Raw genomic sequence first — 20,540 nt, 5'->3', positions numbered from 1 at the left:
GCCTCATATCTCCGAAAGAATATCCAACGCTTCGGAAAGCGTAGAAACCCCGTAAATCTTCAAGCCCTCAATCGGTTTTTTAGGTGCATTCGCCTTCGGAATCACCGCCTTTTTGAAGCCGTGTTTTGCCGCATCATTTAGCCGGGCGTGACCATTGGCTACCGGCCTGATTTCGCTGCTCAATCCAATTTCACCGAAAAAGAACGTATCATGCGGAATCACCTTATCCCTCAAGCTGGACACAACCCCGACCACAATAGCTAAATCGGAACTGGTTTCGGTCACCTTAATGCCACCGACCACATTGGCATAGATTTCATCATTTGCGGTAAAAATGCCGCCGTGCCGGGATAACACCGCCAACAGCATAGCCAGACGATTTTGATCGAAACCCACCGCCAACCGCCGTGGATTGCCGTACTGGCACTCGGTCACCAGCGCCTGGATTTCCACCAACAGCGGCCTAGTCCCTTCCCACAGCACCGTCACCACACTGCCTGAGGAAGGTTTATCCGGCCGGTTTAAAAACATCGCCGAGGGATTTTTTACCTCTTTAAGTCCCGTACTGTCCATCGCGAAAAATCCCAGCTCGCCGACGCTGCCGAAACGGTTTTTATCCGCCCGTAACACCCTGAACCGCGCGTCATCGGTTGATCCCAGCATCACTTGCGTATCGACGATATGGCTCAAGGTCATCGGCCCCGCCAGCGATTGATCCTTGGTCACATGCCCGACCATAAAAATGGATACGTCGTGCTTTTTGGCGTATTGGGTCAAATAACTGGCCGACTCCCTGACTTGGGAAACCGAACCCGGTGCCGACTCCGTATCCTGAGTATGCATCACCTGAATCGAATCGATCACCAGAATTTGCGGCTTGACTTCATCCATCACATCGCAAATCCGCTGCACCGAGGTTTCGGCCAGCATCATGATCTTGTCCGCAGGCAGCTTGAGCCGGTGCGCCCTTTCGGCAATCTGTTGCAGCGACTCCTCGCCGGACACGTAAAGCACGCTCACGCCGCGCGCGGCAATATTGGCAATCGCCTGCAGCAGCAGCGTACTCTTGCCCGCCCCCGGCGCTCCGCCGATCAACACCACGCTACCGCAAACGATGCCGCCGCCCAGCACCCGGTCGAATTCGGAAATGCCGCTGGAGATCCGCTCCGCCTGGGACAGATTAACGTCGGATAATAATTTGACCTCCGACCGGCTGCCGGCATAACCGGCCGTGCGGTTGTTACGCTCGGCTCCGCCCAACCTGACTTCCTTGATAGTATTCCATTCGCCGCAACTGGTGCATTGCCCGCCCCAGCGGGGGAAATCGGCGCCGCACTGATCGCAGACAAACGCGGTTTTGTTTTTCTTGCTCATAAGTCTTTAAAAATGTCTTTAACAGCCGTTAAAAATAGAACTCGGATAGCACGGATTTGACTGAATAAAGGCAAAAGACGAAGGGCGAAGGGCGAAGGGCGAAAGATACACTTTAGCCTTTAGCCTTTCGTCTTTAATCTTTACGTTCCAGCAATCGCCGGTATTCATCCACATCAGGCTTCCCCTGTAGATACGATGCGCCGGGATCGATGATAAACTGCGCATCCATCGCTGTGCGCCCGAGCAACATACGAAAACGCATCGTATCCCGGTTGGTCAGCGTCATCTCGGCTCTTATCACCGAAGGCCCCAGCAACAGCTGGGTTTCGATCACATAACGGCGCTGCTTGTGCCCGCCGGAATCCGTAACCATGCGCCGGTCTTTAACCGGTGCGTGACATTCAACCGCCATGTCGTAGCGTTGTTGCAAGGGATGAATCGCAAACATCACCCAGCGCTGCCCGCCTTTTCGATAAGGCTCGATAGCGAACGCATGCAAAGCCGATGATCTCGCCCCGGTATCGATTTTTGCTTTAATCCCGGCAAGCTTGAGTTCCGGCAAAGCCACCCACTCGCGCCAGCCCAGCATCGGTTTGTGTATCATCTGTGTAAAGCCTTCATCTAAAGTTATACTTTGTCCAAACAACTAAAATATGCGCCATTATGCTTGAATACCTAAGCCGGATAAAAAAAATTATCAAAAGGATAAACCATGTCTGAATCACTGAGTTACGCCTCCGAAAAATCGGGTCTGCCGCCAGGATCGCTGGTGCATGTCGGCGAAGTGCATGAGTACGAACAGAAAATCACCGTCATTGATTACAACAAATCATCGCTAAACCGGCGCACCATAAAGACCATTGAAGAGCTGCTGCCCTACAAGACCACCGACACCATCACCTGGGTAATTATCGACGGCCTGAAAGACGTTTCAATTATTGACGCGATCGGACAACATTTTGATATTCATGGTCTGGTGCTTGAAGATATTCTCAACACTCACCAACGCCCGAAATTCGAGGAATTTGACGATTATTTGTATATCGTCATCAAAGCGATTTCCCTGGCTGCGGATAAGTTTAATGTCGAGTATGAGCAGGTCAGCTTACTGCTGCTAAACAAATTTGTTTTCACCTTCAAGGAAAAGCCCGATGCGCTGTTCGAACCCCTGCTCACCCGGCTTAACAACGATAAAAGCCATCTCAGGAATCTGGGTACGGATTACCTGGCCTATGTGATCATGGACAGTATCGTCGACGAGTATTTTAGCCTGCAAGACACCTTCGACGAACTGATTGAAACCGTTGAAGATGAATTACTGACCGATCCATCGGCGCAAACCCTGAACACCATCCAGAAAATCAAGCGCGAATTGATTTTTTTACGCCGAAGCGTATCGCCGATGCGGGAGTTGCTGGCTTCCATTCAGCGCTGCGAATCACCGCTGATCAAAGACAAAACCAAACGCTACTTCGGCGATATTTATGATCATGTGATACGCGTAACCGAAGCCATGGAATCCTACCGGGATTTAATCTCCGGTATGCTGGATATTTATTTATCCAGCGTCAGCAACAAAATGAACGAAACCATGAAAGTGCTGACCGTGTTTGCGTCCATTTTTATTCCGCTAACCTTCATCGCCGGTGTCTACGGCATGAACTTCGAATACATGCCGGAACTGAAATGGCGTTGGGGTTACCCGGCATTGTGGATGATATTTATAGGGGTATCGGTATTTTTGCTCAGGTTTTTTAAGAAAAAGGACTGGCTTTAACTGGGTAAAAATCACCAAGATGCGCCGATTAAAAAAACAGGCAAAAAGCGGCGCTCACAAGTTTCATGTGATGCCAGATCATTTTCACAAAGTTGCCATTCAGATGGCGGCGGAATAACCCGCAATCTGATTGCGTCCATTCATTTTAGCTTGATACATAAAATGATCAGCCCGACTCAGCAAACCATTAAGAACTTCATTTTTTTTCAGCTCAGCGCAGCCAATCGAAACCGTAACAGCCTTGTCAATTGGAAAAAGTTGAGTTGCTATAGACTGTCTTAATTTTTCCGCTAGCAGCATAGCCCCGGATAAATCTGTACACGGTAATAAAACAACAAATTCTTCCCCCCCATATCGTCCGCTAATATCATCTTTGCGAATAGACGCCCGAATTGTAGCCGCTAAAATTTGCAAAACCTCATCGCCGGCTTGGTGTCCATAATTATCATTAATGTATTTGAAATGATCTACATCTAGCATCATTACTGACAAACACTCCTGATTTCGTTTGGCGCGTTCTATGAGGTAATTGCCGCTTTCCAGAAGAAAATGCCGATTCCTTAATAAAGTCAACGCATCAGTAGTTGCTGCAACATTTTGTTTACGCTCTAACTGGCGTCTTGAAGCATCAATTTTTTCCTGATACATCGCTGAATAGGCGATCAGCAAAGTTATGAACATACCAGTTAGAATGACAAATACGCCTATCAGCTCACTCGAATTGTGAAATTTAATGGAAAATAACAAGTAGCCCAAGAAGATTGGGAATAAATAGCCCAATACAAATTGGATTCTGGCGATTTTTCCGCCAACCCAGGGGCTTAGAATTGCTCGCAATGCATGATATTGGGCATTTACCAACAGAGCGGCATAGCCAGCCGGTATTGAAGAAATTACTGTCGTAAGCGCCATCTGTCCATAAAACATGGGCACGGCGTAGAAATAACCGGTCAAACTCACAAAAGGAATACCCAATGCCAGAAAAGCTAAAAGCTGAGATAAAACATATTTTTTCTGGGCAAAAAGTATTGAAGCGGCTGCGCACATTAAAATAAAAACAGCCGTATTGATACCTATTTCAATCGGTTTCCCCGCTATTGCCGATTGGGCTAACTGTGTGGAAAAAGGGGTGATTATTTGTAAAATGGGGATAGCGGAAAAAAACTCGATAAGCCGAGCGCCAGCCAACAAAAAAGCTAAAATATCGCACCCCATTATTAAGGGGGTATTTGAATAAGGCCGCCAGAAAGATTTACCGACCCCCAGAAGAAACAACATTATTGCTGTTAATGGATGAGTAGCGGGACCGCTGCTTATAGGCCTGTACAGTGGTTCAAAATTAAGTATATAACCTATCAAAACGATCAAGGAACTGACTACACAGAAAAAACCCAGTGGCCGAACCAAGCGTAGAGCAAGAATGATTTCTTTAAATCGAATTTCGGGCATTGGTAGAAAACTAGAAAATTAGGCGGGCTATAGTCAGCTATATTTCGAAAAGAAGTCAACGAATTATTCTTAGCCGAATGCTGCTCGGGGTCGGGAACCGACTGTCGCTGATAGCGGTAGCCAGTTATTAGCTGGCCACTTAAGCGCTTAACAATAAATCGCCATGCATTAAAATAGGAAAATGTTTAGGCAATGAGTGTAAAACCGATTGAATTGAGCGAAAGCGAAAGACTATCGGGTACACCGTCGCTCAGTACAGCCGTGCATCATGTCGAGCACCGGCTCATAGTAACAGGGCTGCTGGATTCAAGATAACGTCTGAAAAAATGGCTCAAAATTAATGGCCAATTTTGGCTCGGTTTAATTGGCCATTAACAATCATCATGAGTACAAAAAACCACAAACAATTATATTGCTTCATCATTGTGTTGTTGGGAAACAGATCCCGTTGAAAATGTTGAGCTGGAGATTGCGAACCAGCGTAACACAGGATGCGGCGCGTCCCATACTACATTCCCACGCGGCGGGAACGAAGCAAATTTACCCGTCGTATGAGTTCACATTCAATGAATCAATGGGGCTCGATGGTTCATTGAATTTGAACGAGAAAGTAAATGCCCGCGCCCAGCCATGTCAAAAACAGTAGCGACCAAGGAAGCCAGTGCTGCCGATAAACTATATGTATTTCATGATCATCGGACTCAATCGATTGCGCCTTTTGACTTGATATTTTCTTGAGTTTCCTGTTCAGGTCCCTGGCTTTTTCCTTTTGCTGTTTTTTGTACAGATCAATTCCTTTTTGAATGCCTTGAGCAATCAGCTTCGTTTGTTCTTTGGTTTGAGCGGGGCGTTGAATTCCTCGGGCTATTTTCAACGCTTCCTCTTGAGTTTGCTGCGACGGCTTTTGATAGCTATGTTTAGTCATGATTGTATTTTGATGATGGTTGGGATACTTCCCTGATTATACCGTGCGAGATTACGGATGCAGATAATCAAATTACTAGCATTTTATAGATAATAAGCCTTTCATGACTTGTTAAAAGCCAAATACCAATAAAGCCTTGCACACTGACCCATTGATTTTCTAGTCAAACACAGGACGCAGCGCGTCCCATACTGCAAAATAAGGTGTCGCTAGCGCGACGATTGATTGAATCGGGGTTTCGCCCCCGAAGGCGAGATACTTTTCTTTGCTCCGCCAAAGAAAAGTATCCAAAAGAAAGGCGGCCCGGTTGCCGCTTACTTCCTGCGTTCCTCGCTTTCGCCGGGGGTTGCCAGAAGGGCCATCCCTGGCCCTCTGGCAACGCGCTGCATCCATGCAGCGCCCCTTTCGGGCTGTTCCCGGCGAAAGCTCCGGTACTCGGCGCGGCAGACGGGATTGAGCTCCTACTACCGGCAAATTTCCTTCGTTCTCGCACAGCGTTTATTGTTATGCAAAAAACGTTTTTGCCTCGTTCCCACGCGCTGCGTGGGAACGCAGTCAAGGCGCGCTGCGCCGCGAGTCGTGGTTAATGTGTTGAAATATAGGCCTTACAAATACAGGACGCAGCGCGTGGGAACAAGTAATCGAGAATCGTCGTATAAGAGCGAAGAAAACTTGCCTGTGTTACGAGTTTAATCCCGTCTGCCGCGCCGAGTACCGGAGCTTTCGCCGGGAACAGCCCGTGAGGGGTGCGGCAGGGAGGCCGCACGTTGACGAAGGGGCAGGAGCCCCTTTCGTCAACCCCCGTCGAAAGCGAGGAACGCAGGAAGCAAGCGGCAACCGGGTCGCCTTTTCTTTGGATACTTTCTTTTGGCGACGCAAAAGAAAGTATCTCGCCCTCGGGTGCGAGAACCCGATCAAATCAATCGTCGCGGTAGCGACACATTGTTTTGCAAGACGACGCAGAGCGTCTGGGACTGCGTTCCCACGCTGGAGCGTGGGAACGATGAAATCATCCGCCTTACAGCGTTTAAAATAAGAGGCCCTTTTTCTTTTTGGGCTTCGATCTATGAACTGTAAATTTATGGTTTAACCATTGCGAAAAAAAATGCCCTGAAAAAATAATAATAGCTGTAAAGAGCAATCCATAAAACCAGCGTTCAGTATCGTTTAAAGAGAGTATGTATATCATTTTATGAGAAATTTTATGAAGTAAACAATTTGCTTTGGTTAGCCATGTAGGTCAGATTAGCGTCCACTCCGTCCTAATGTTTTTACCGTATTTCGGCTAAAGAACCACGCTTGCCCAACGTAAAACCTTTCGGACGGGGCAACATGCCCCTCCAGCAACGGAGATTATCTATGATAAATTCGTTCAACAAATCACCCACACTTACTCTCCCCACAGTTGAGGCAAGTCATACACCCATCCATCAACACCATAGCCTTGGTGCTGCACTTGCTACACAGCACGGCCTGTTCAGGAAACGCCTGCCCCTCCGACTCCCCATGCGCAGCTTCAAACTCCTTGCGCTTCTCATCAAGAAACTGCTTCTGGTGATCGGTCATCTTTTCCGGCTTGATCATCCCGATATGCTTCAAATGCGATTCGATCGCGTAGCCGATTTCGGCGACCAGCGACGGCATGAACACGCCGCCTTTTTTGAAGTAGCCGCCGTGCGGGTCGAATACCGCTTTCATTTCCTCGACCAGGAAGCAGGCGTCGCCGCCTTTGCGGAACACCGCCGAGATCAACCGGGTCAGCGCCAATACCCACTGGAAATGCTCCATGTTCTTGGAGTTGATGAAGATTTCGTAAGGCCTGCGCTCTTCATGGGGCGTGCCCTGGTTCAGGATCATGTCGTTGATGGTGATGTACAAGGCATGTTCCGACTGCGGGGTTTTGATTTTGTAGGTGGAACCGAGCAGCACTTCCGGGCGCGTCAGGTTTTCGTTCATGCTTTCCAGCGAGGGCTGTTCCGGCTCTTGCTTGACCGGTTCGGCATCTTCTTTGGTCAGGACTTTGTAGCTGACGATTTTTTTGGTGATTTTGTGTGTCATATCGGTAGTCTCAATCATTGTTGCTGAGCCTTGTGCAGGCAGCGCTTCTTTACTGATGTTTGGTGTCATGTCTGCACGCGCCATCAAAATTTACCGTAATAGCCTTCTTTCAAGGCGTCAAACAGGTTCGCGGCGCTGTGGATTTCGCCGTCGTATTCCACTTCTTCGTTGCCTTTATATTCCACGACATGGCCGTCTTCCAGCGTGAACTGGTAGGTGGTGTTTTCCAGGTCCGATTCCTTAACCAAGACGCCCTGGAACACTTCGGGATTGAAACGGAACGTGGTGCAGCCTTTCAGGCCTTTGTCGTAGGCGTACTCGTAAATGGACTTGAAGTCTTCATACGGATAATCGGTCGGCACGTTGGCGGTTTTCGAGATCGACGAATCGATCCATTTTTGCGCAGCCGCCTGTATATCGACATGCTGTTTCGGGGTCACGTCGTCGGCCGAGATGAAATAATCCGGCAATTGCTGATCGGGATTGTCGCTGTAAGGCATCGCATCGGCATTGACCAAAGCGCGGTAGGCCAACAGTTCAAACGAAAACACGTCGATTTTTTCCTTGGATTTTTTACCGGCGCGGATCACGTTGCGCGAATAATGATGCGCAAAGCTCGGTTCTATGCCGTTACTGGCGTTGTTGGCCAGCGACAGGGAAATAGTGCCGGTCGGGGCAATGGAGCTGTGATGGGTAAAGCGGGCGCCGGTTTCGATCAGCTCGGCGACCAGTTCGGGCTCTTCCCGGCTCAATTGCTGCATATAGCGGCTGTATTTGGCATGCAGCAGTTTTCCGGGTACGCGGTCGCCTATTTTAAGGCCATCGGCAACCATTTCCGGGCGTTTGTGCAGCATTTCGCCGGTGACGGTAAACATCTGCTCCATGATCGGGGCCGGGCCTTTTTCTTTGGCTAAAGCAAGTCCGGCTTTCCAGCCTTCGACCGCCAGCACCTTGGTCACTTCTTCGGTAAATTCCAGCGACTGTGCGTCGCCGTATTTCATGCCCATCATCGTGACGGTCGAACCCAGCCCCAGGTAGCCCATGCCGTGGCGGCGTTTGGTCAGGATTTCTTCTTGTTGCTGCTCCAGCGGCAGGCCGTTGATTTCAACCACGTTGTCGAGCATGCGGGTGAAAATCCTGATGGCTTTGCGGTAGCTGTCCCAATCGAAACCCGCGTCGCCGGTGAACGGTTTTTTGACGAAGGAGGTCAGGTTGATCGAGCCTAACAGGCAGCTGCCGTAAGGCGGCAGCGGCTGTTCGCCGCAGGGATTGGTCGCGCGGATTTTCTCGCAAAACCAGTTGTTGTTCATCTCGTTGACCTTGTCGATCAGGATGAATCCGGGTTCGGCGTAGTCGTAAGTCGAGCTCATGATGATGTCCCACAGGCGGCGTGCGGGCATGGTTTTGCTGACCTTGCAGGCGACAAGGCCGTCGTCGTTAACGACATAGCCGTCCATGTGCGGCAGGTCGCGCCAGATGATTTGTTTGTCGTCGGCCAGATCCAGGTTATCGAGCTTGACTTGTTTTTCCGTAACCGGAAACGACAGCGGCCAAGGCAGATCGTTTTTTACCGCTTCGACAAACTCGGTGGTGATCAGCAGCGACAGGTTAAATTGGCGCAGGCGCCCGTCTTCGCGTTTGGCGCGGATAAATTCGACGACATCGGGATGGCCGACATCGAAAGTCGCCATTTGCGCGCCGCGCCGTCCACCTGCGGACGACACGGTGAAACACATCTTGTCGTAGATGTCCATGAACGACAGCGGACCGGAGGTATAAGCGCCCGCGCCGGACACATACGCGTTTTTAGGTCTTAGGGTCGAGAATTCGTAACCGATGCCGCAACCGGCTTTCAGCGTAAGTCCCGCTTCATGCACCTTGTGCAGAATATCGTCCATCGAATCGGAAATGGTGCCGGATACGGTGCAGTTGATCGTCGATGTGGCCGGCTTGTGTTCCAGGGCTCCGGCATTGGACGTAATCCGCCCGGCCGGAATAGCGCCCTGGCGCAAGGCCCACAGGAAATCTTTGTAAGACTGTTCCTGTTTGGCTTTGTTTTTTTCCACCCCGGAGAGCGCTCTGGCGACCCGCTGGTAGGTTTCGTCGATGGTGCCGTCAATCGCCACGCCGTCTTTGGTTTTTAAGCGATATTTGGAGTCCCAAATATCCATCGAAGCGTCTTGAAAAGGTATTTCGGTCACGGTGTTTGGGATCACATGTAGCTTTGCCGACATTGGGAGCTCTCTCTAGTAATAGGGGATAGTAAGTTAAGGCAAAAAACATAAAGCGAAAAGCCGCCGAGTCAGGCCAGCAATCGATATATAGTGCTTGTTTTTTAGAATAACACAATATGTAGTATTTTAGCGAGCAAATAAAAACAATGCGGCAAACTTCACAGTTGCGGATTAAGCCTGCTATTCGACCAGAAAATCGCCGCTTTGATGCTGCCACATGGCGTAATATTTGCCTTGTTTGGCGAGCAGTTGCTGGTGCGTGCCTTGCTCTATGATTTTGCCTTTTTCCAGCACGACGATGCGATCCATGTTCAGGATGGTCGACAGGCGGTGAGCGATAACCAATGTGGTTTTATGTTTAATCAGCTCGAAAATCGCGGCTTGAATCTGTTTTTCGGTCAGCGAATCCAGCGCGCTGGTGGCTTCATCCAGGACCACAATCGGCGCATCCTCCAAAAAGGCGCGGGCAATGGCGATGCGCTGCCTTTCGCCGCCGGACAGTTTGACGCCGCGCTCGCCGACCAGCGTGTCGAATTGTTCAGGCAGCTGCCTGATGAACTCAAGGCAGCGGGATTTCTCGGCGACATCAGCCAACCGCGCGTCCGAAATATCCGCGCCCAGCGTGATATTGTCCCGTATCGAACGATGGAATAAATCCGGCTGTTGCGGCACCATCGATATTTGCCGGCGCAATGAAGCCAGCGTAAAGGCTTTTGCATCGACTCCGTCGAAGCTGATGCGGCCTTGTTGGGGATCGATGAAACGGAACAACAGTTTGGTCAACGACGATTTACCGGAACCGGAGTGGCCGACCAGCGCGACTTTTTCACCGGCTTTGATGTTCAGGCTGAAAGCCTCGAACAGCCGGTTTGCTTCGTTATAGCCGAAGCAGACCTTGTTAAAATCGATAGCGCCGCGGACGATGGTCAACGCCTGGGCATTGGCCCCGTCGGCCTCGACATCTTGCTGGCGGAAAATATCGGCCATTTCGGAGGCGTCGGCCAGGGCTGAGAAAAAGTTCCTGAAATTGCGGCCGAACTCCCATAAGCGCTGGATCAGCATGATCATGATCGACTGGAACAACACAAACTCGCCGACCGGAAAGCTGCCGGTTTTCCATTTTTGAATCATCAAATAAACCAGCAGCAATTCAATGCCGAAAGTCATCAGACCTTGCACCGCGAAGGAGATGAACATCAAGGTCCAGGCGATTTTTTTCTTCCTGTAAACAATATCTGAGGCTTGGTTGATGCGCGCCTGTTCACCGGCTTCCAGCGCAAAGCTCTTGACCACGAAGATATTGCCGATCGCATCCGAATACGCGCCGCCGACGACTGAATCGGCTTGGGCCACGGCCTTATCGAAACGCAGTTTCCATACCGAAAAACCAACGCTCCAGGTAATAAACAACACGACCCAGGCCAGAAAATAACACGCGAATTCCGGCTGTTGCCGGTAAAAAATCACAAAGGCGACGCTGACAGCCACAATGTTCATGAAAAACTGGAACAAAAACCAGTCCATAATCAGTTCAAAAGAACGCGAGAAGCGGTTGGCCTGTTTGATCAAGCTGCCGGAAAAACTGTTCTCGAAAAAAATGGATTTTTGTTTTTTGAGCACCTCGAAACAGCGTTTTTCGAGCAAATTGATACCGCCTGCATCGAGTGGAATAATCGCGACTTCATACAAGCGCCATGACAGCCAGATGCCCGCATAAATCATTCCGATCTGTTTCAGGTTGTCCAGCAATAACGTCAGCGTTGCGTCCGAATAGGGCGCGGCCAGTCCGTTGGCGATATTTTTATAATAAACCGGCGCAAATAAATCCAGGGTCATCGCTGAAGCCAAGGCGGCTAAAGCCAGCAGGAAAAACCATTTTTTCTGCCGGATAACCCGGCCGTATTCTTTGAAGATGATGTCCATGAATTGTTTTTTGTAAGCGGGGAACTGTTACCTGGGTTCAGCTGATAAATGCAGCCGAACCAAACGGCCAAAGCAAGCTTTGGACTCCAGAAAGTGCAGATGCCGGAGTTCAAAGCTTGCTTTGAATACAAAAATACGCGATGCCTTGTCCGCGTAGCCAAACGCGGTTACGGCATTGGGCAGGGTAAGTCGTTAAGATGATTATTTATTGGCCCGATGCTCAATAATATCCTCAACCACGGACGGATCGGCCAGCGTGGAGGTATCGCCCAATGTTCCGATCTCATTGGACGCCACTTTGCGCAAAATACGGCGCATGATTTTACCGGAGCGGGTTTTGGGCAAGCCCGGCGCCCACTGGATAATATCCGGGTGAGCAATCGGGCCGATTTCTTTTTTGACCAGATCGATCAGTTCCTGGCGCAGCTCTTCGGAAGGCTCGATGCCGACATTCAAGGTCACGTAGGCGTATATGCCCTGCCCCTTAATATCGTGCGGATAGCCGACCACCGCCGCCTCGGCGACATGTTCGTGCAATACCAGCGCGCTTTCGATTTCCGCCGTACCCATCCTGTGGCCGGAGACATTGATCACATCGTCAACCCGCCCGGTAATCCAGAAATAGCCGTCTTCATCGCGCCGCGCGCCGTCGCCGGTAAAATAATAGCCGGGGTAGTTCTTAAAATAGGTATCGACAAAGCGTTGGTGGTCGCCGTAAACGGTGCGCATTTGTCCGGGCCAGGACCGGCTGATGACTAAGATGCCTTCGGCCGCGCCCTCCCTGATTCGGCCTTCGTTGTCCATGATTTCGGGCTTGATGCCGAAAAAGGGCAAGGTCGCCGAACCCGGTTTTAACGCAATCGCGCCGGGCAACGGGGTGATCAGGATGCCGCCGGTTTCGGTTTGCCACCAGGTATCCATGACCGGGCAGCGGCCGTCGCCGACCACATGGTAATACCATTCCCAGGCTTCCGGGTTGATCGGTTCGCCGACGCTGCCGAGTATCCTTAAACTGCTGCGCGAGCTGCGCTCGACAAATTCATCGCCCTGCGCCATCAATGCGCGGATAGCGGTCGGCGCGGTATAGAAGATATTGACCTGATGTTTGTCGACCACCTGCCAAAAACGCCCGGCATCGGGATAAGTCGGCACGCCTTCAAATATCAGGGTGGTGGCGCCGTTGCATAACGGGCCGTAGATCATGTAGGAATGTCCGGTTACCCAGCCGATGTCGGCGGTACACCAGTAAATGTCGCCGTCGTGATAATCGAACACGTATTTGTGGGTCATGGCCGTGTACAGCAAATAACCGCCGGTCGTGTGCAAAACCCCTTTAGGCTTGCCGGTGGAACCCGAGGTGTACAGGATAAACAGCGGATCTTCGGCATCCATGACTTCGGCCGGGCAGTCGGGGCTGGCGCTCGCCATCGCCTCGTGGTACCAGACATCGCGCTGCTCGTGCCAATTGACAGGACTGCCGGTGTTCTTTATGACGATGACTTTTTCAAGGCAAGGGCAAGCCGCGGCAGCCTCATCGACGTTGGCTTTAATCGGTACGATCTTGCCGCCGCGGTGGCCTTCGTCGGCGCAAACCAAAAACCGGCAGTCTGCATCCAAAATCCGGTCTTTTAAAGACTCGGCCGAAAAGCCGCCGAACACGATCGAATGCACGGCGCCGATGCGGGTGCAGGCCAGCATCACCGCTGCCGCCTCGCTGATCATCGGCAGGTAGATGCAAACGCGGTCGCCTTTTTTGACGCCTTGCGCTTTTAACACATTGGCGAACTTGCAGACTTGCTCGTGCAATTGCCGGTAAGTGATTTTTTTGTCCTGCGCCGGGTTGTCGCCTTCCCAGATAATCGCAACCTGGTCGCCGCGCGTTGCCAGATGCCGATCCACGCAGTTGACGCTGACGTTGAGTTTGCCGCCCTCGAACCAACGGATATGGCCGGTCTTGAAATCGCAGTCCGTGACCTTACCCCAAGGCTTGCTCCAGTCCAGGAACAATTCTGCCTGTTCGGCCCAGAACGCTTCCGGTTCGGCTATCGAGCGCTGATACAGGGCTTTATAGGTTTCAGCGGTAATGTGTGCATTGGCGGCTATGTCCGGCTTTATGTCATAAATTTTAACGTCTGACATGTATTATCCTTGAGTTCGATTGAAGTTTATTTATCCAGCATGGAATGAATGCCATCCCAGCTTTCAGGCGTATTTTGTTGTAGATCATTACAACGTTTTAATAGTGTACGGCTAGGGCCATCAGCGCTTAAGGTTGAGAGGATTTGCGCCGCTTCGGCGAAATCGGCATTCCTGTATAAAGCCAAAGCGTGTTGATAACGGCTTATTGTTTCAAGCCGTGTGTCGTCAACTTCATTGGCTTCGCCGATTAATTCGTAAATGGTTTCGCCGGCTTCTCGCCCCTTAACCCGTACTGTATCGAGCTCTCTAATAATAAAGCCCGTTATTTCAGCCCCGGTTTGCCGGTCGATCATAATCTGCGTTCCGTAATGTTTATTTAAACTTTCAAGACGGGAACTGTAATTTACCTTATCGCCGATACAAGTATAACTGCGAGCCTGTTCCGAACCAATATTGCCGACGATCATTTCTCCCGTCGCGATACCGATGCGGACATTAATTTCAGGCCCCCCTTTCGCCGCCCAATGCGGGCGCAACATGCACAGTTTTTTTTGCATGGCTAACGCTGATTGGCAAGCGTAATTCGCGTGATGTCCATTACAAAGCTGCGGACTCCAAAAAGCCATGATCGCATCGCCGATAAATTTATCCAAAATGCCGTGTTGTTGGCTGATTTCCGAAGTCATTGCCGATAAATAGTCGTTGAGAATTTTAATCAACGCTTCTGCGGGCAATTTTTCGCTGAACTCGGTAAATCCGGCAATATCGCTGAATAAAACCGTCTGCTGTTTCCGTTCGCCGCCTAGCCTTAATTTCTCCGGCTGGCTGAGCAATTCGCTGACAATTGCAGGATCGACATATTTGTTAAAGGTGCTGCGGATCAGCTCTTTTTCTTGTAAATCGCTCGCCATCACATTAAACGCGGCGGCTAATTGCCCGACTTCATCCGAATTTTGATAATCTATGCGATGCCGGTAATTGCCCTGTTTAATCTCCAGCGTCCCTTTGGTGATTAAGCGTAACGGACGCGTGATACGTTGCGAAATCAACATAAACAATAGCGCGCCCAGCAATAAAATTCCTCCGCCTATCAATATAACCTGGTGCTGCAGTTGTTTGAACGTGCGCAATGCTTGATCCAGATTAGCGCTAAGTATGTAGCCTGCCTGTTGGTTTTGTTGCTCGAACAGTACTTGTTTAGCGATATAACGCTCATTGTTCCAGCTGAATATGCCGTTTTCCCGGATGTCTGGCTGATGGCTCAGGACCGCGGAGGCCATTTCCGGGCTGGTATTTTTAGCAACAACGTGTCGCCCATTGAAAAAGACGGTTTGCAGCAAATTGTTTTTAGACAATAATTTGGCAACCCAGCCGTCGTTTATTTGATTGCAAACCACGATTAAGCCGACCGCATACTCATCGTTCAGGTTTTCTTTCAACGGAATAAAATGGCTGCTATATAAGCCTTCAGTCAAGCTGACCATTTTTGACGACATCACCCCCGAATCCAGGCTGGTTTGGACGGCAAAACTGGAAAAGTTGTTTTCCATCGGCGGCTTGCTGTGGCCGTTTAACGAATAAAGCGCTCTGACGGCCGACTCATCATCCAGCATAAAAACAAAATCCGCGTCTGTATCTTTGCCGATTTCTTCAACAAAGGGATAAAAATTATCTTTTATTTGCGCTAAAAAAGAGCGGAATTTTTGGTCGGCGGTTATCACGCGGGTCAGCGTCTGGATCTGTTTCTGTTCGGCTTCCAGATCATGTTGAAACTGAAATTGCGCGGCATCCAGATCGGCAATAATTCGTTTGATTTCATGCTGTTCGGCTTGCGTATCAATTAGGTATAGAGTGATGCATAATAAAGCCGTGACTGAAATAAAGAAGGTGATAAAAATCTTTTTATTAAGGCTCATAAGATAAGCTCATATACTGACTTAACGAGAATAACACCAAGATGAAAAAAATTAGTTTTTATTTTTTAGCAGCCGGTTTGACTTATTTCTCATCACTGTCACCCATTGCGGCTCAATCCATTTCAGGCCATATTGAGGCGCCCGCGCAAGTTAAACAACTGGTTGTTTACATGCAGGCGGAGGGTTCCGGTAAATCGGGTCAATCCCAGAAAACACATGTAGTTTCACAAAAAGACACGGAATTTCATTCGCCGCTAACCGTTATCGCCGCCGGAGATAAGGTTCAATGGAGCAATGATGAAAGCAAGGATATAGACCATAATATTTTTTCACTGAGCCCGTTGACGAGTTTTGATTTAGGCCTGGGAGAAAAAGGCTCTAAACTGGAGCAAGCTTTTAAAACTACCGGTATTGTTAATTATTACTGTTCGGTTCATAAGAACATGGAAGGCAAAATAATAATTTTACCTGACCGTTATTATCAGGTTTTAGACCGGCCTGGGGATTTTTTAATCGACAATCTGCCGGAGGGCGAATGGACTTTAAATGCGGTCGTGTTACATCTGCGCTACAAAGCGGAGTCTATCAAGTTAAGCGTCGGCAAAGATCCTATTAAAAACCTGACTTTAAAGATTATAAACAAATGAAATATTTAATCCTGTTGAGTGTTGTCATTCTGTCCGCGTGTACCGCCGCACCTAAAGTTATAAAAGGCAAAGGCGGTGTTTATGGTATGTTGTCCGCCGATTCTCATCCCGCTATTAACAAAAAGATGGAAAATGATCCCGGCGCGGTTTCGATATATGGGGAAATGAAGACGGGCGGAATTAAATATCAAGCCGATATGGTCAATTACGCCAAACTGGATGAGTTATATGTCGGCCTGATTCAAGCAAACTTGCCGCCTCAGCAACATCAATTGACCGCCAATACTGAAGGAATGTCGTTAAAGTCTATCGCATTGGCATTAGGCGATACGATACAGCTTCATAACGACACCAAGCAAAGCCAAAATTTTTTCGTTGCCGAGACCTCCTCGACCGGCCAAAAAATTCAAACACTTCCCAGCCTGGACGCCGGTGCTACTGCAATCTTTAAAATTGAACTGGAAGGTGATTTGGAACTGTTATCCGAAGATAACGAATCGCTTAAAACGGTACTGTTTTCCAAAAAAAATATGCTGACAAAACGTGTGTCCAGCGGCGACAACTATCAGTTCGACAATCTTGCTCCCGGAAGCTATCAATTGATTTTCTGGTATTGGCGTTTGGGTAAAATTCAACAAACTGTTCAAGTCCGGGCTGAAGAAAATGTCCGTGCAGATAAAATTTTAACGGTTGATAGCGTTATCAATCCTTATTAATCAAGATACTTAAAAGAACCTTAACATTGACCCAAGAGGGAGTTATGAACAAACGATTACTATGCGCCGCATTATTGTGGCTACCGGTTTTTGCAAGCCATGCTGCGACAACTAAAGTGTCCGAGCATGTGCTCGGGAACGGGTTAAAAGTGCTGGTTAAGGAAGATCACCGGTCTCCGGTGGCGGTGTCCCAGGTTTGGTACAAGGTCGGCTCAAGCTATGAGCCGGGCGGTATCACCGGCCTTTCCCACATGCTTGAGCACATGATGTTTAAAGGCACCGACAAGCATGCACCCGGCGAGTTTTCCCGCATCATCGCCGAAAACGGCGGCGAGGAAAATGCGTTTACCGGACAGGATTACACGGCCTACTTTCAAACCCTGGAGGCTTCAAGGCTGGCGGTCAGCTTTGAACTGGAAGCCGACAGGATGCGCCATCTGCACCTGTTGGCCGATGAGCTGAAAAAAGAATTGCAGGTGGTGACCGAAGAACGCAGGATGCGCACGGACGATAATCCGCAAGCGAAAATGCAGGAACATTTCAATGCAATGGCTTATACCAACAGCCCGTATAAAAATCCTGTGATCGGCTGGCCTTCGGATATTGAAAACTACAAGGTCGACGACCTTCAGGCCTGGTACCAGCGCTGGTATGCGCCCAATAATGCGACGCTGGTCGTGGTCGGCGATGTGCAGCCCAAAGCGGTGTTTGCGCTGGCGGAACAATACTTTGCCGATCTTAAGCCCAGCGAGCTTAAACCGCTAAAGCCGCAGGCCGAAGTCGAGCAGCTGGGCGTTCGGAAGATGACGGTCAAGTTACCGGCAAAACTGCCGTACTTGGTCATGGGCTACAAGGTGCCGGTATTGAAGACGGCGCAACATGAATGGGAAGCGTATGCGCTGGAAGTCCTGGCCGGAGTGCTGGACGGCGGCGGCAGCGCCAGATTGGAGTCGGGACTGGTGCGCGGCAAGCAAATCGCCGTTGCCGTCGGAGCCAGTTATAGCCTGGCTTCAAGATTGCCGGAATTGTTTACGCTGGAAGCCACGCCCGCCGAAGGAAAAACCGTCTGGGATCTGGAAAACGCACTAAAGGACGAGATTACCAGGCTGCAAATCAAGCTGGTCGATGACGATGAATTACAGCGCATTAAGGCTCAGGTACTAGCCAAGGCGGTTTACGAGCGGGATTCCGGTTTTTATCAGGCCATGCAGCTGGGCATGCTGGAGACGGTCGGCCTGGGCTGGAAAGTGGCCGATGAATATGTAGAAAAAGTTAATCGGGTTACCGCGGAACAAGTGCGTGACGTCGCGCGTAAGTATCTGGTTGAAGACAAATTGAGCGTCGCTTATCTGGAGCCCTTGCCGATCACCGGCAATATCACCGAGACCAAGACAACAAAAGGAGTTAGATAATGCGTATCCGTCTGTTAAGTTTTATGTTGGCCGCTTGGCTTGCGGCTTTTTGCAACCCGGCGCAGGCCGCGGCAAAAATCGAACACTGGCAAACGCCGCAGGGCAGCCGGGTTTATTATGTGCATACCGAAGGCTTGCCGATGGTGGACATACAGGTGGCGTTCGACGCCGGAAGCGCGCGTGACGGCCGTCAGTTCGGCCTGTCTGCATTGACGTCCGCATTGCTGGATACCGGGGCCGGACAATGGAATGCCGATCAAATCGCCCAACGTTTTGAAAGCGTCGGCGCGCAGTTCGGCGCCAGTGTTTCGATCGATATGGCGTCCGTTTCGTTGCGAACCTTAACGGATAAACCCCTGTTCGATAAGGCGCTGGAAACCATGCAGGTCATTTTGACCAGCCCGAGTTTTAATGAAGCCGATTTCCAGCGGGAAAAAAACCGGACCTTGGCCGGTTTAAAACAACAGGAAGAATCGCCTGCCGAGCTGGCCGGTATCGCCTACTACAAGGCCTTGTACGGCGATCATCCCTACGGGCATCCGACTTCCGGCGAGATCGTCACGGTCTCCGGTTTTGAGGCGGCGGATCTGCGCAGCTTCTATCAGAAATATTATGTCGCCGCCAATGCGGTGGTCGTGATCGTAGGCGATTTGTCCAGACAACAGGCGGAGCATACTGTAGAGACGCTAGTCTCAGGCTTGCCGGTCGGCCAAAAGCCGGAGCCGTTGCCGGAAGTGGTCATGCCGGTCAAAGCGGGCAAACAGCATATTGACTTCCCATCAACTCAAACCCATGTTCTGGTCGGGATGCCCGGCACCTATCGTAAAGATCCCGATTACTTTGCCTTGTATGTCGGCAACCACATTCTGGGCGGCGGCGGACTGGTGTCCAAACTGTTTGAGGAAGTCAGGGAAAAACGCGGGCTGGCCTATAGCGCGGGCAGTTCGTTTGCGCCGATGTTCCGAAAAGGGCCGTTTACGGTCAGCCTGCAAACCCGTAACGACCAAACCGGCCAGGCATTGGAAGTGCTGAATAAAACCCTGGCCGATTTTATCGCGCAAGGGCCGACGGAAGCCGAGCTGATTGCCGCCAAGAAAAACATCACCGGCGGTTTTGCAATGCGTTTCGATACCAATAAAAAACTGGCCAGCTATGTATCGATGATCGGCTTTTATGAAATGCCTCTGGACTATCTGGATACGTTCGAGCAAAACGTCGAAAAAGTGACGGCCGCATCGATAAAAGACGCCTTTAAGCGCCGCATCGACCCGCAGCTAATGCAAACCATCACCCTGGGCGGGAGCGGCAACAAGAGTGAAAAATAAGCTCAGGATTATCGGCGGGGACTGGCGCAGCCGGCAGTTAAGTTTTGTCGATGCGCCCGGATTAAGGCCCACGCCCGCAAGAGTCAGGGAAACGGTGTTCAACTGGTTGCAGTATGAAATTGTCGGAAAGCAGTGTCTGGATTTATATGCGGGCAGCGGCGCTTTGGGCTTTGAAGCCGCTTCCAGGGGCGCCAAGTCGGTCGTCCAGGTGGAAAATAATACCCAAGCCTGCGGCTGCTTAAAGGACAATGCGGCGGCGCTGTCCGCCGGGCAGATAAAAGTCGTGCAAAGCGATGTGTTGCGCTATCTGGCCGGCGAGCCGCAAGCCTTCGATGTGGTGTTTCTCGATCCGCCGTTCGGCCTGAATCTGGCCGTTCAAACCTGTAGGCTGCTGGAGGAAAACGGCTGGCTGGCTAAACATGCAAAGATTTATGTTGAAACCGAACGCAACTTCAAGTGGTCAGGAATGCCCGCAAACTGGCGGCAACTGAAAAGCAAAAGCGCGGGCGAAGTCGGCTATCATTTGTTTGAGCGTACTGAATAGCCGGCTTGTGACTGCATGGAGCTGTCCATGCAGTTATTTCCTTAAATGAGTATTTAAAATCATATTCTTGGTATAGAATTGCCGCTTTTTTTGAAAACCAC

At 50.2% G+C, this 20,540-nt stretch carries 16 protein-coding genes; 7 read left to right on the top strand and 9 right to left on the bottom strand.

Going from position 1 to position 20,540, the window contains the following annotated elements:
• Positions 1-3: 3 nt before the first annotated feature.
• Both radA and B0F88_RS11900 read right to left on the bottom strand, forming a co-directional pair.
• Entirely contained in the window at positions 4-1,374 is a 1,371-nt protein-coding gene (gene radA, locus B0F88_RS11905; RefSeq protein ID WP_104424152.1) for a DNA repair protein RadA, read from the bottom strand.
• A gap of 133 nt (positions 1,375-1,507) precedes the next feature.
• The gene (locus B0F88_RS11900; protein WP_104424257.1) at positions 1,508-1,978 is read right to left on the bottom strand and encodes an ATP-dependent zinc protease family protein; all 471 of its coding nucleotides are present in this window, start codon (positions 1,976-1,978) and stop codon (positions 1,508-1,510) included.
• Positions 1,979-2,086: 108 nt separating this feature from the next.
• Here B0F88_RS11900 and corA point away from each other — a divergent pair, with 108 nt between their 5' ends.
• Entirely contained in the window at positions 2,087-3,151 is a 1,065-nt protein-coding gene (corA, locus tag B0F88_RS11895) for a magnesium/cobalt transporter CorA (RefSeq protein WP_104424151.1), read from the top strand.
• Between the two features lie 99 nt (positions 3,152-3,250).
• Here the strand turns inward: corA and B0F88_RS11890 are convergent, their stop codons facing one another.
• The gene (locus B0F88_RS11890; protein ID WP_104424150.1) at positions 3,251-4,600 is read right to left on the bottom strand and encodes a GGDEF domain-containing protein; all 1,350 of its coding nucleotides are present in this window, start codon (positions 4,598-4,600) and stop codon (positions 3,251-3,253) included.
• Positions 4,601-4,792: 192 nt separating this feature from the next.
• On the opposite strand from B0F88_RS11890, the gene B0F88_RS19740 reads away from it, so the two are divergent.
• Positions 4,793-4,915 carry a hypothetical protein gene (locus tag B0F88_RS19740; RefSeq protein ID WP_258076647.1) on the top strand — a complete coding sequence of 41 codons (123 nt, stop codon included), beginning with the start codon at positions 4,793-4,795 and terminating at the stop codon, positions 4,913-4,915.
• Between the two features lie 274 nt (positions 4,916-5,189).
• On the opposite strand, the gene B0F88_RS11885 is transcribed toward B0F88_RS19740, so the two are convergent.
• From B0F88_RS11885 to B0F88_RS11850, 6 genes are all read right to left on the bottom strand, one after another.
• A complete protein-coding gene (locus B0F88_RS11885) occupies positions 5,190-5,525 on the bottom strand; it encodes a DUF2956 domain-containing protein (protein WP_104424149.1) in 336 nt (111 codons plus the stop codon).
• A 1,380-nt stretch (positions 5,526-6,905) separates the two neighbouring features.
• Positions 6,906-7,583, bottom strand: a complete 678-nt coding sequence (locus B0F88_RS11870; RefSeq protein WP_104424256.1) for a TSCPD domain-containing protein — start codon at positions 7,581-7,583, stop codon at positions 6,906-6,908.
• Between the two features lie 83 nt (positions 7,584-7,666).
• A complete protein-coding gene (locus tag B0F88_RS11865) occupies positions 7,667-9,817 on the bottom strand; it encodes an adenosylcobalamin-dependent ribonucleoside-diphosphate reductase (protein ID WP_104424148.1) in 2,151 nt (716 codons plus the stop codon).
• Positions 9,818-9,997: 180 nt separating this feature from the next.
• Positions 9,998-11,740 (bottom strand): ABC transporter ATP-binding protein, encoded by a 1,743-nt coding sequence (locus B0F88_RS11860; RefSeq protein WP_104424147.1) that lies wholly within the window; start codon positions 11,738-11,740, stop codon positions 9,998-10,000.
• 201 nt (positions 11,741-11,941) lie between these two features.
• Positions 11,942-13,879 (bottom strand): acetate--CoA ligase, encoded by a 1,938-nt coding sequence (acs, locus tag B0F88_RS11855; protein ID WP_104424146.1) that lies wholly within the window; start codon positions 13,877-13,879, stop codon positions 11,942-11,944.
• Positions 13,880-13,905: 26 nt separating this feature from the next.
• Positions 13,906-15,795 carry an adenylate/guanylate cyclase domain-containing protein gene (locus B0F88_RS11850; RefSeq protein ID WP_104424145.1) on the bottom strand — a complete coding sequence of 630 codons (1,890 nt, stop codon included), beginning with the start codon at positions 15,793-15,795 and terminating at the stop codon, positions 13,906-13,908.
• Positions 15,796-15,836: 41 nt separating this feature from the next.
• On the opposite strand from B0F88_RS11850, the gene B0F88_RS11845 reads away from it, so the two are divergent.
• The 5 genes from B0F88_RS11845 to rsmD are packed head-to-tail and all read left to right on the top strand — an operon-like array spanning position 15,837 to position 20,439.
• On the top strand, positions 15,837-16,442 hold the full coding sequence (locus B0F88_RS11845) for a cupredoxin domain-containing protein (protein ID WP_104424144.1): 606 nt from the start codon (positions 15,837-15,839) through the stop codon (positions 16,440-16,442).
• A complete protein-coding gene (locus B0F88_RS11840) occupies positions 16,439-17,158 on the top strand; it encodes a hypothetical protein (protein ID WP_104424143.1) in 720 nt (239 codons plus the stop codon). Before B0F88_RS11845 ends, B0F88_RS11840 begins: the two co-directional genes overlap by 4 nt.
• Before the next feature lie 44 nt (positions 17,159-17,202).
• Positions 17,203-18,570 (top strand): M16 family metallopeptidase, encoded by a 1,368-nt coding sequence (locus B0F88_RS11835; RefSeq protein ID WP_104424142.1) that lies wholly within the window; start codon positions 17,203-17,205, stop codon positions 18,568-18,570.
• Entirely contained in the window at positions 18,570-19,895 is a 1,326-nt protein-coding gene (locus B0F88_RS11830; protein WP_104424141.1) for a M16 family metallopeptidase, read from the top strand. The genes B0F88_RS11835 and B0F88_RS11830 overlap by 1 nt, the downstream gene beginning before the upstream one ends.
• On the top strand, positions 19,885-20,439 hold the full coding sequence (gene rsmD / locus B0F88_RS11825) for a 16S rRNA (guanine(966)-N(2))-methyltransferase RsmD (protein WP_104424140.1): 555 nt from the start codon (positions 19,885-19,887) through the stop codon (positions 20,437-20,439). The genes B0F88_RS11830 and rsmD overlap by 11 nt, the downstream gene beginning before the upstream one ends.
• Positions 20,440-20,540: the final 101 nt, after the last annotated feature.

The organism is Methylobacter tundripaludum, from assembly GCF_002934365.1.
GTDB classification, from domain to species: domain Bacteria; phylum Pseudomonadota; class Gammaproteobacteria; order Methylococcales; family Methylomonadaceae; genus Methylobacter_A; species Methylobacter_A tundripaludum_A.
The sequence above is the reverse complement of the archived record's forward strand: the minus strand, read 5'-3'. Positions and strand labels throughout refer to the sequence as shown.

Coding starts and splice junctions, on each gene's coding strand:
- radA (WP_104424152.1), bottom strand. CDS start 1,374: ATGAGCAAGAAAAACAAAACCGCGTTTGTCTGCGATCAGTGCGGCGCC.
- B0F88_RS11900 (WP_104424257.1), bottom strand. CDS start 1,978: ATGATACACAAACCGATGCTGGGCTGGCGCGAGTGGGTGGCTTTGCCG.
- corA (WP_104424151.1), top strand. CDS start 2,087: ATGTCTGAATCACTGAGTTACGCCTCCGAAAAATCGGGTCTGCCGCCA.
- B0F88_RS11890 (WP_104424150.1), bottom strand. CDS start 4,600: ATGCCCGAAATTCGATTTAAAGAAATCATTCTTGCTCTACGCTTGGTT.
- B0F88_RS19740 (WP_258076647.1), top strand. CDS start 4,793: ATGAGTGTAAAACCGATTGAATTGAGCGAAAGCGAAAGACTATCGGGT.
- B0F88_RS11885 (WP_104424149.1), bottom strand. CDS start 5,525: ATGACTAAACATAGCTATCAAAAGCCGTCGCAGCAAACTCAAGAGGAA.
- B0F88_RS11870 (WP_104424256.1), bottom strand. CDS start 7,583: ATGACACACAAAATCACCAAAAAAATCGTCAGCTACAAAGTCCTGACC.
- B0F88_RS11865 (WP_104424148.1), bottom strand. CDS start 9,817: ATGTCGGCAAAGCTACATGTGATCCCAAACACCGTGACCGAAATACCT.
- B0F88_RS11860 (WP_104424147.1), bottom strand. CDS start 11,740: ATGGACATCATCTTCAAAGAATACGGCCGGGTTATCCGGCAGAAAAAA.
- acs (WP_104424146.1), bottom strand. CDS start 13,879: ATGTCAGACGTTAAAATTTATGACATAAAGCCGGACATAGCCGCCAAT.
- B0F88_RS11850 (WP_104424145.1), bottom strand. CDS start 15,795: ATGAGCCTTAATAAAAAGATTTTTATCACCTTCTTTATTTCAGTCACG.
- B0F88_RS11845 (WP_104424144.1), top strand. CDS start 15,837: ATGAAAAAAATTAGTTTTTATTTTTTAGCAGCCGGTTTGACTTATTTC.
- B0F88_RS11840 (WP_104424143.1), top strand. CDS start 16,439: ATGAAATATTTAATCCTGTTGAGTGTTGTCATTCTGTCCGCGTGTACC.
- B0F88_RS11835 (WP_104424142.1), top strand. CDS start 17,203: ATGAACAAACGATTACTATGCGCCGCATTATTGTGGCTACCGGTTTTT.
- B0F88_RS11830 (WP_104424141.1), top strand. CDS start 18,570: ATGCGTATCCGTCTGTTAAGTTTTATGTTGGCCGCTTGGCTTGCGGCT.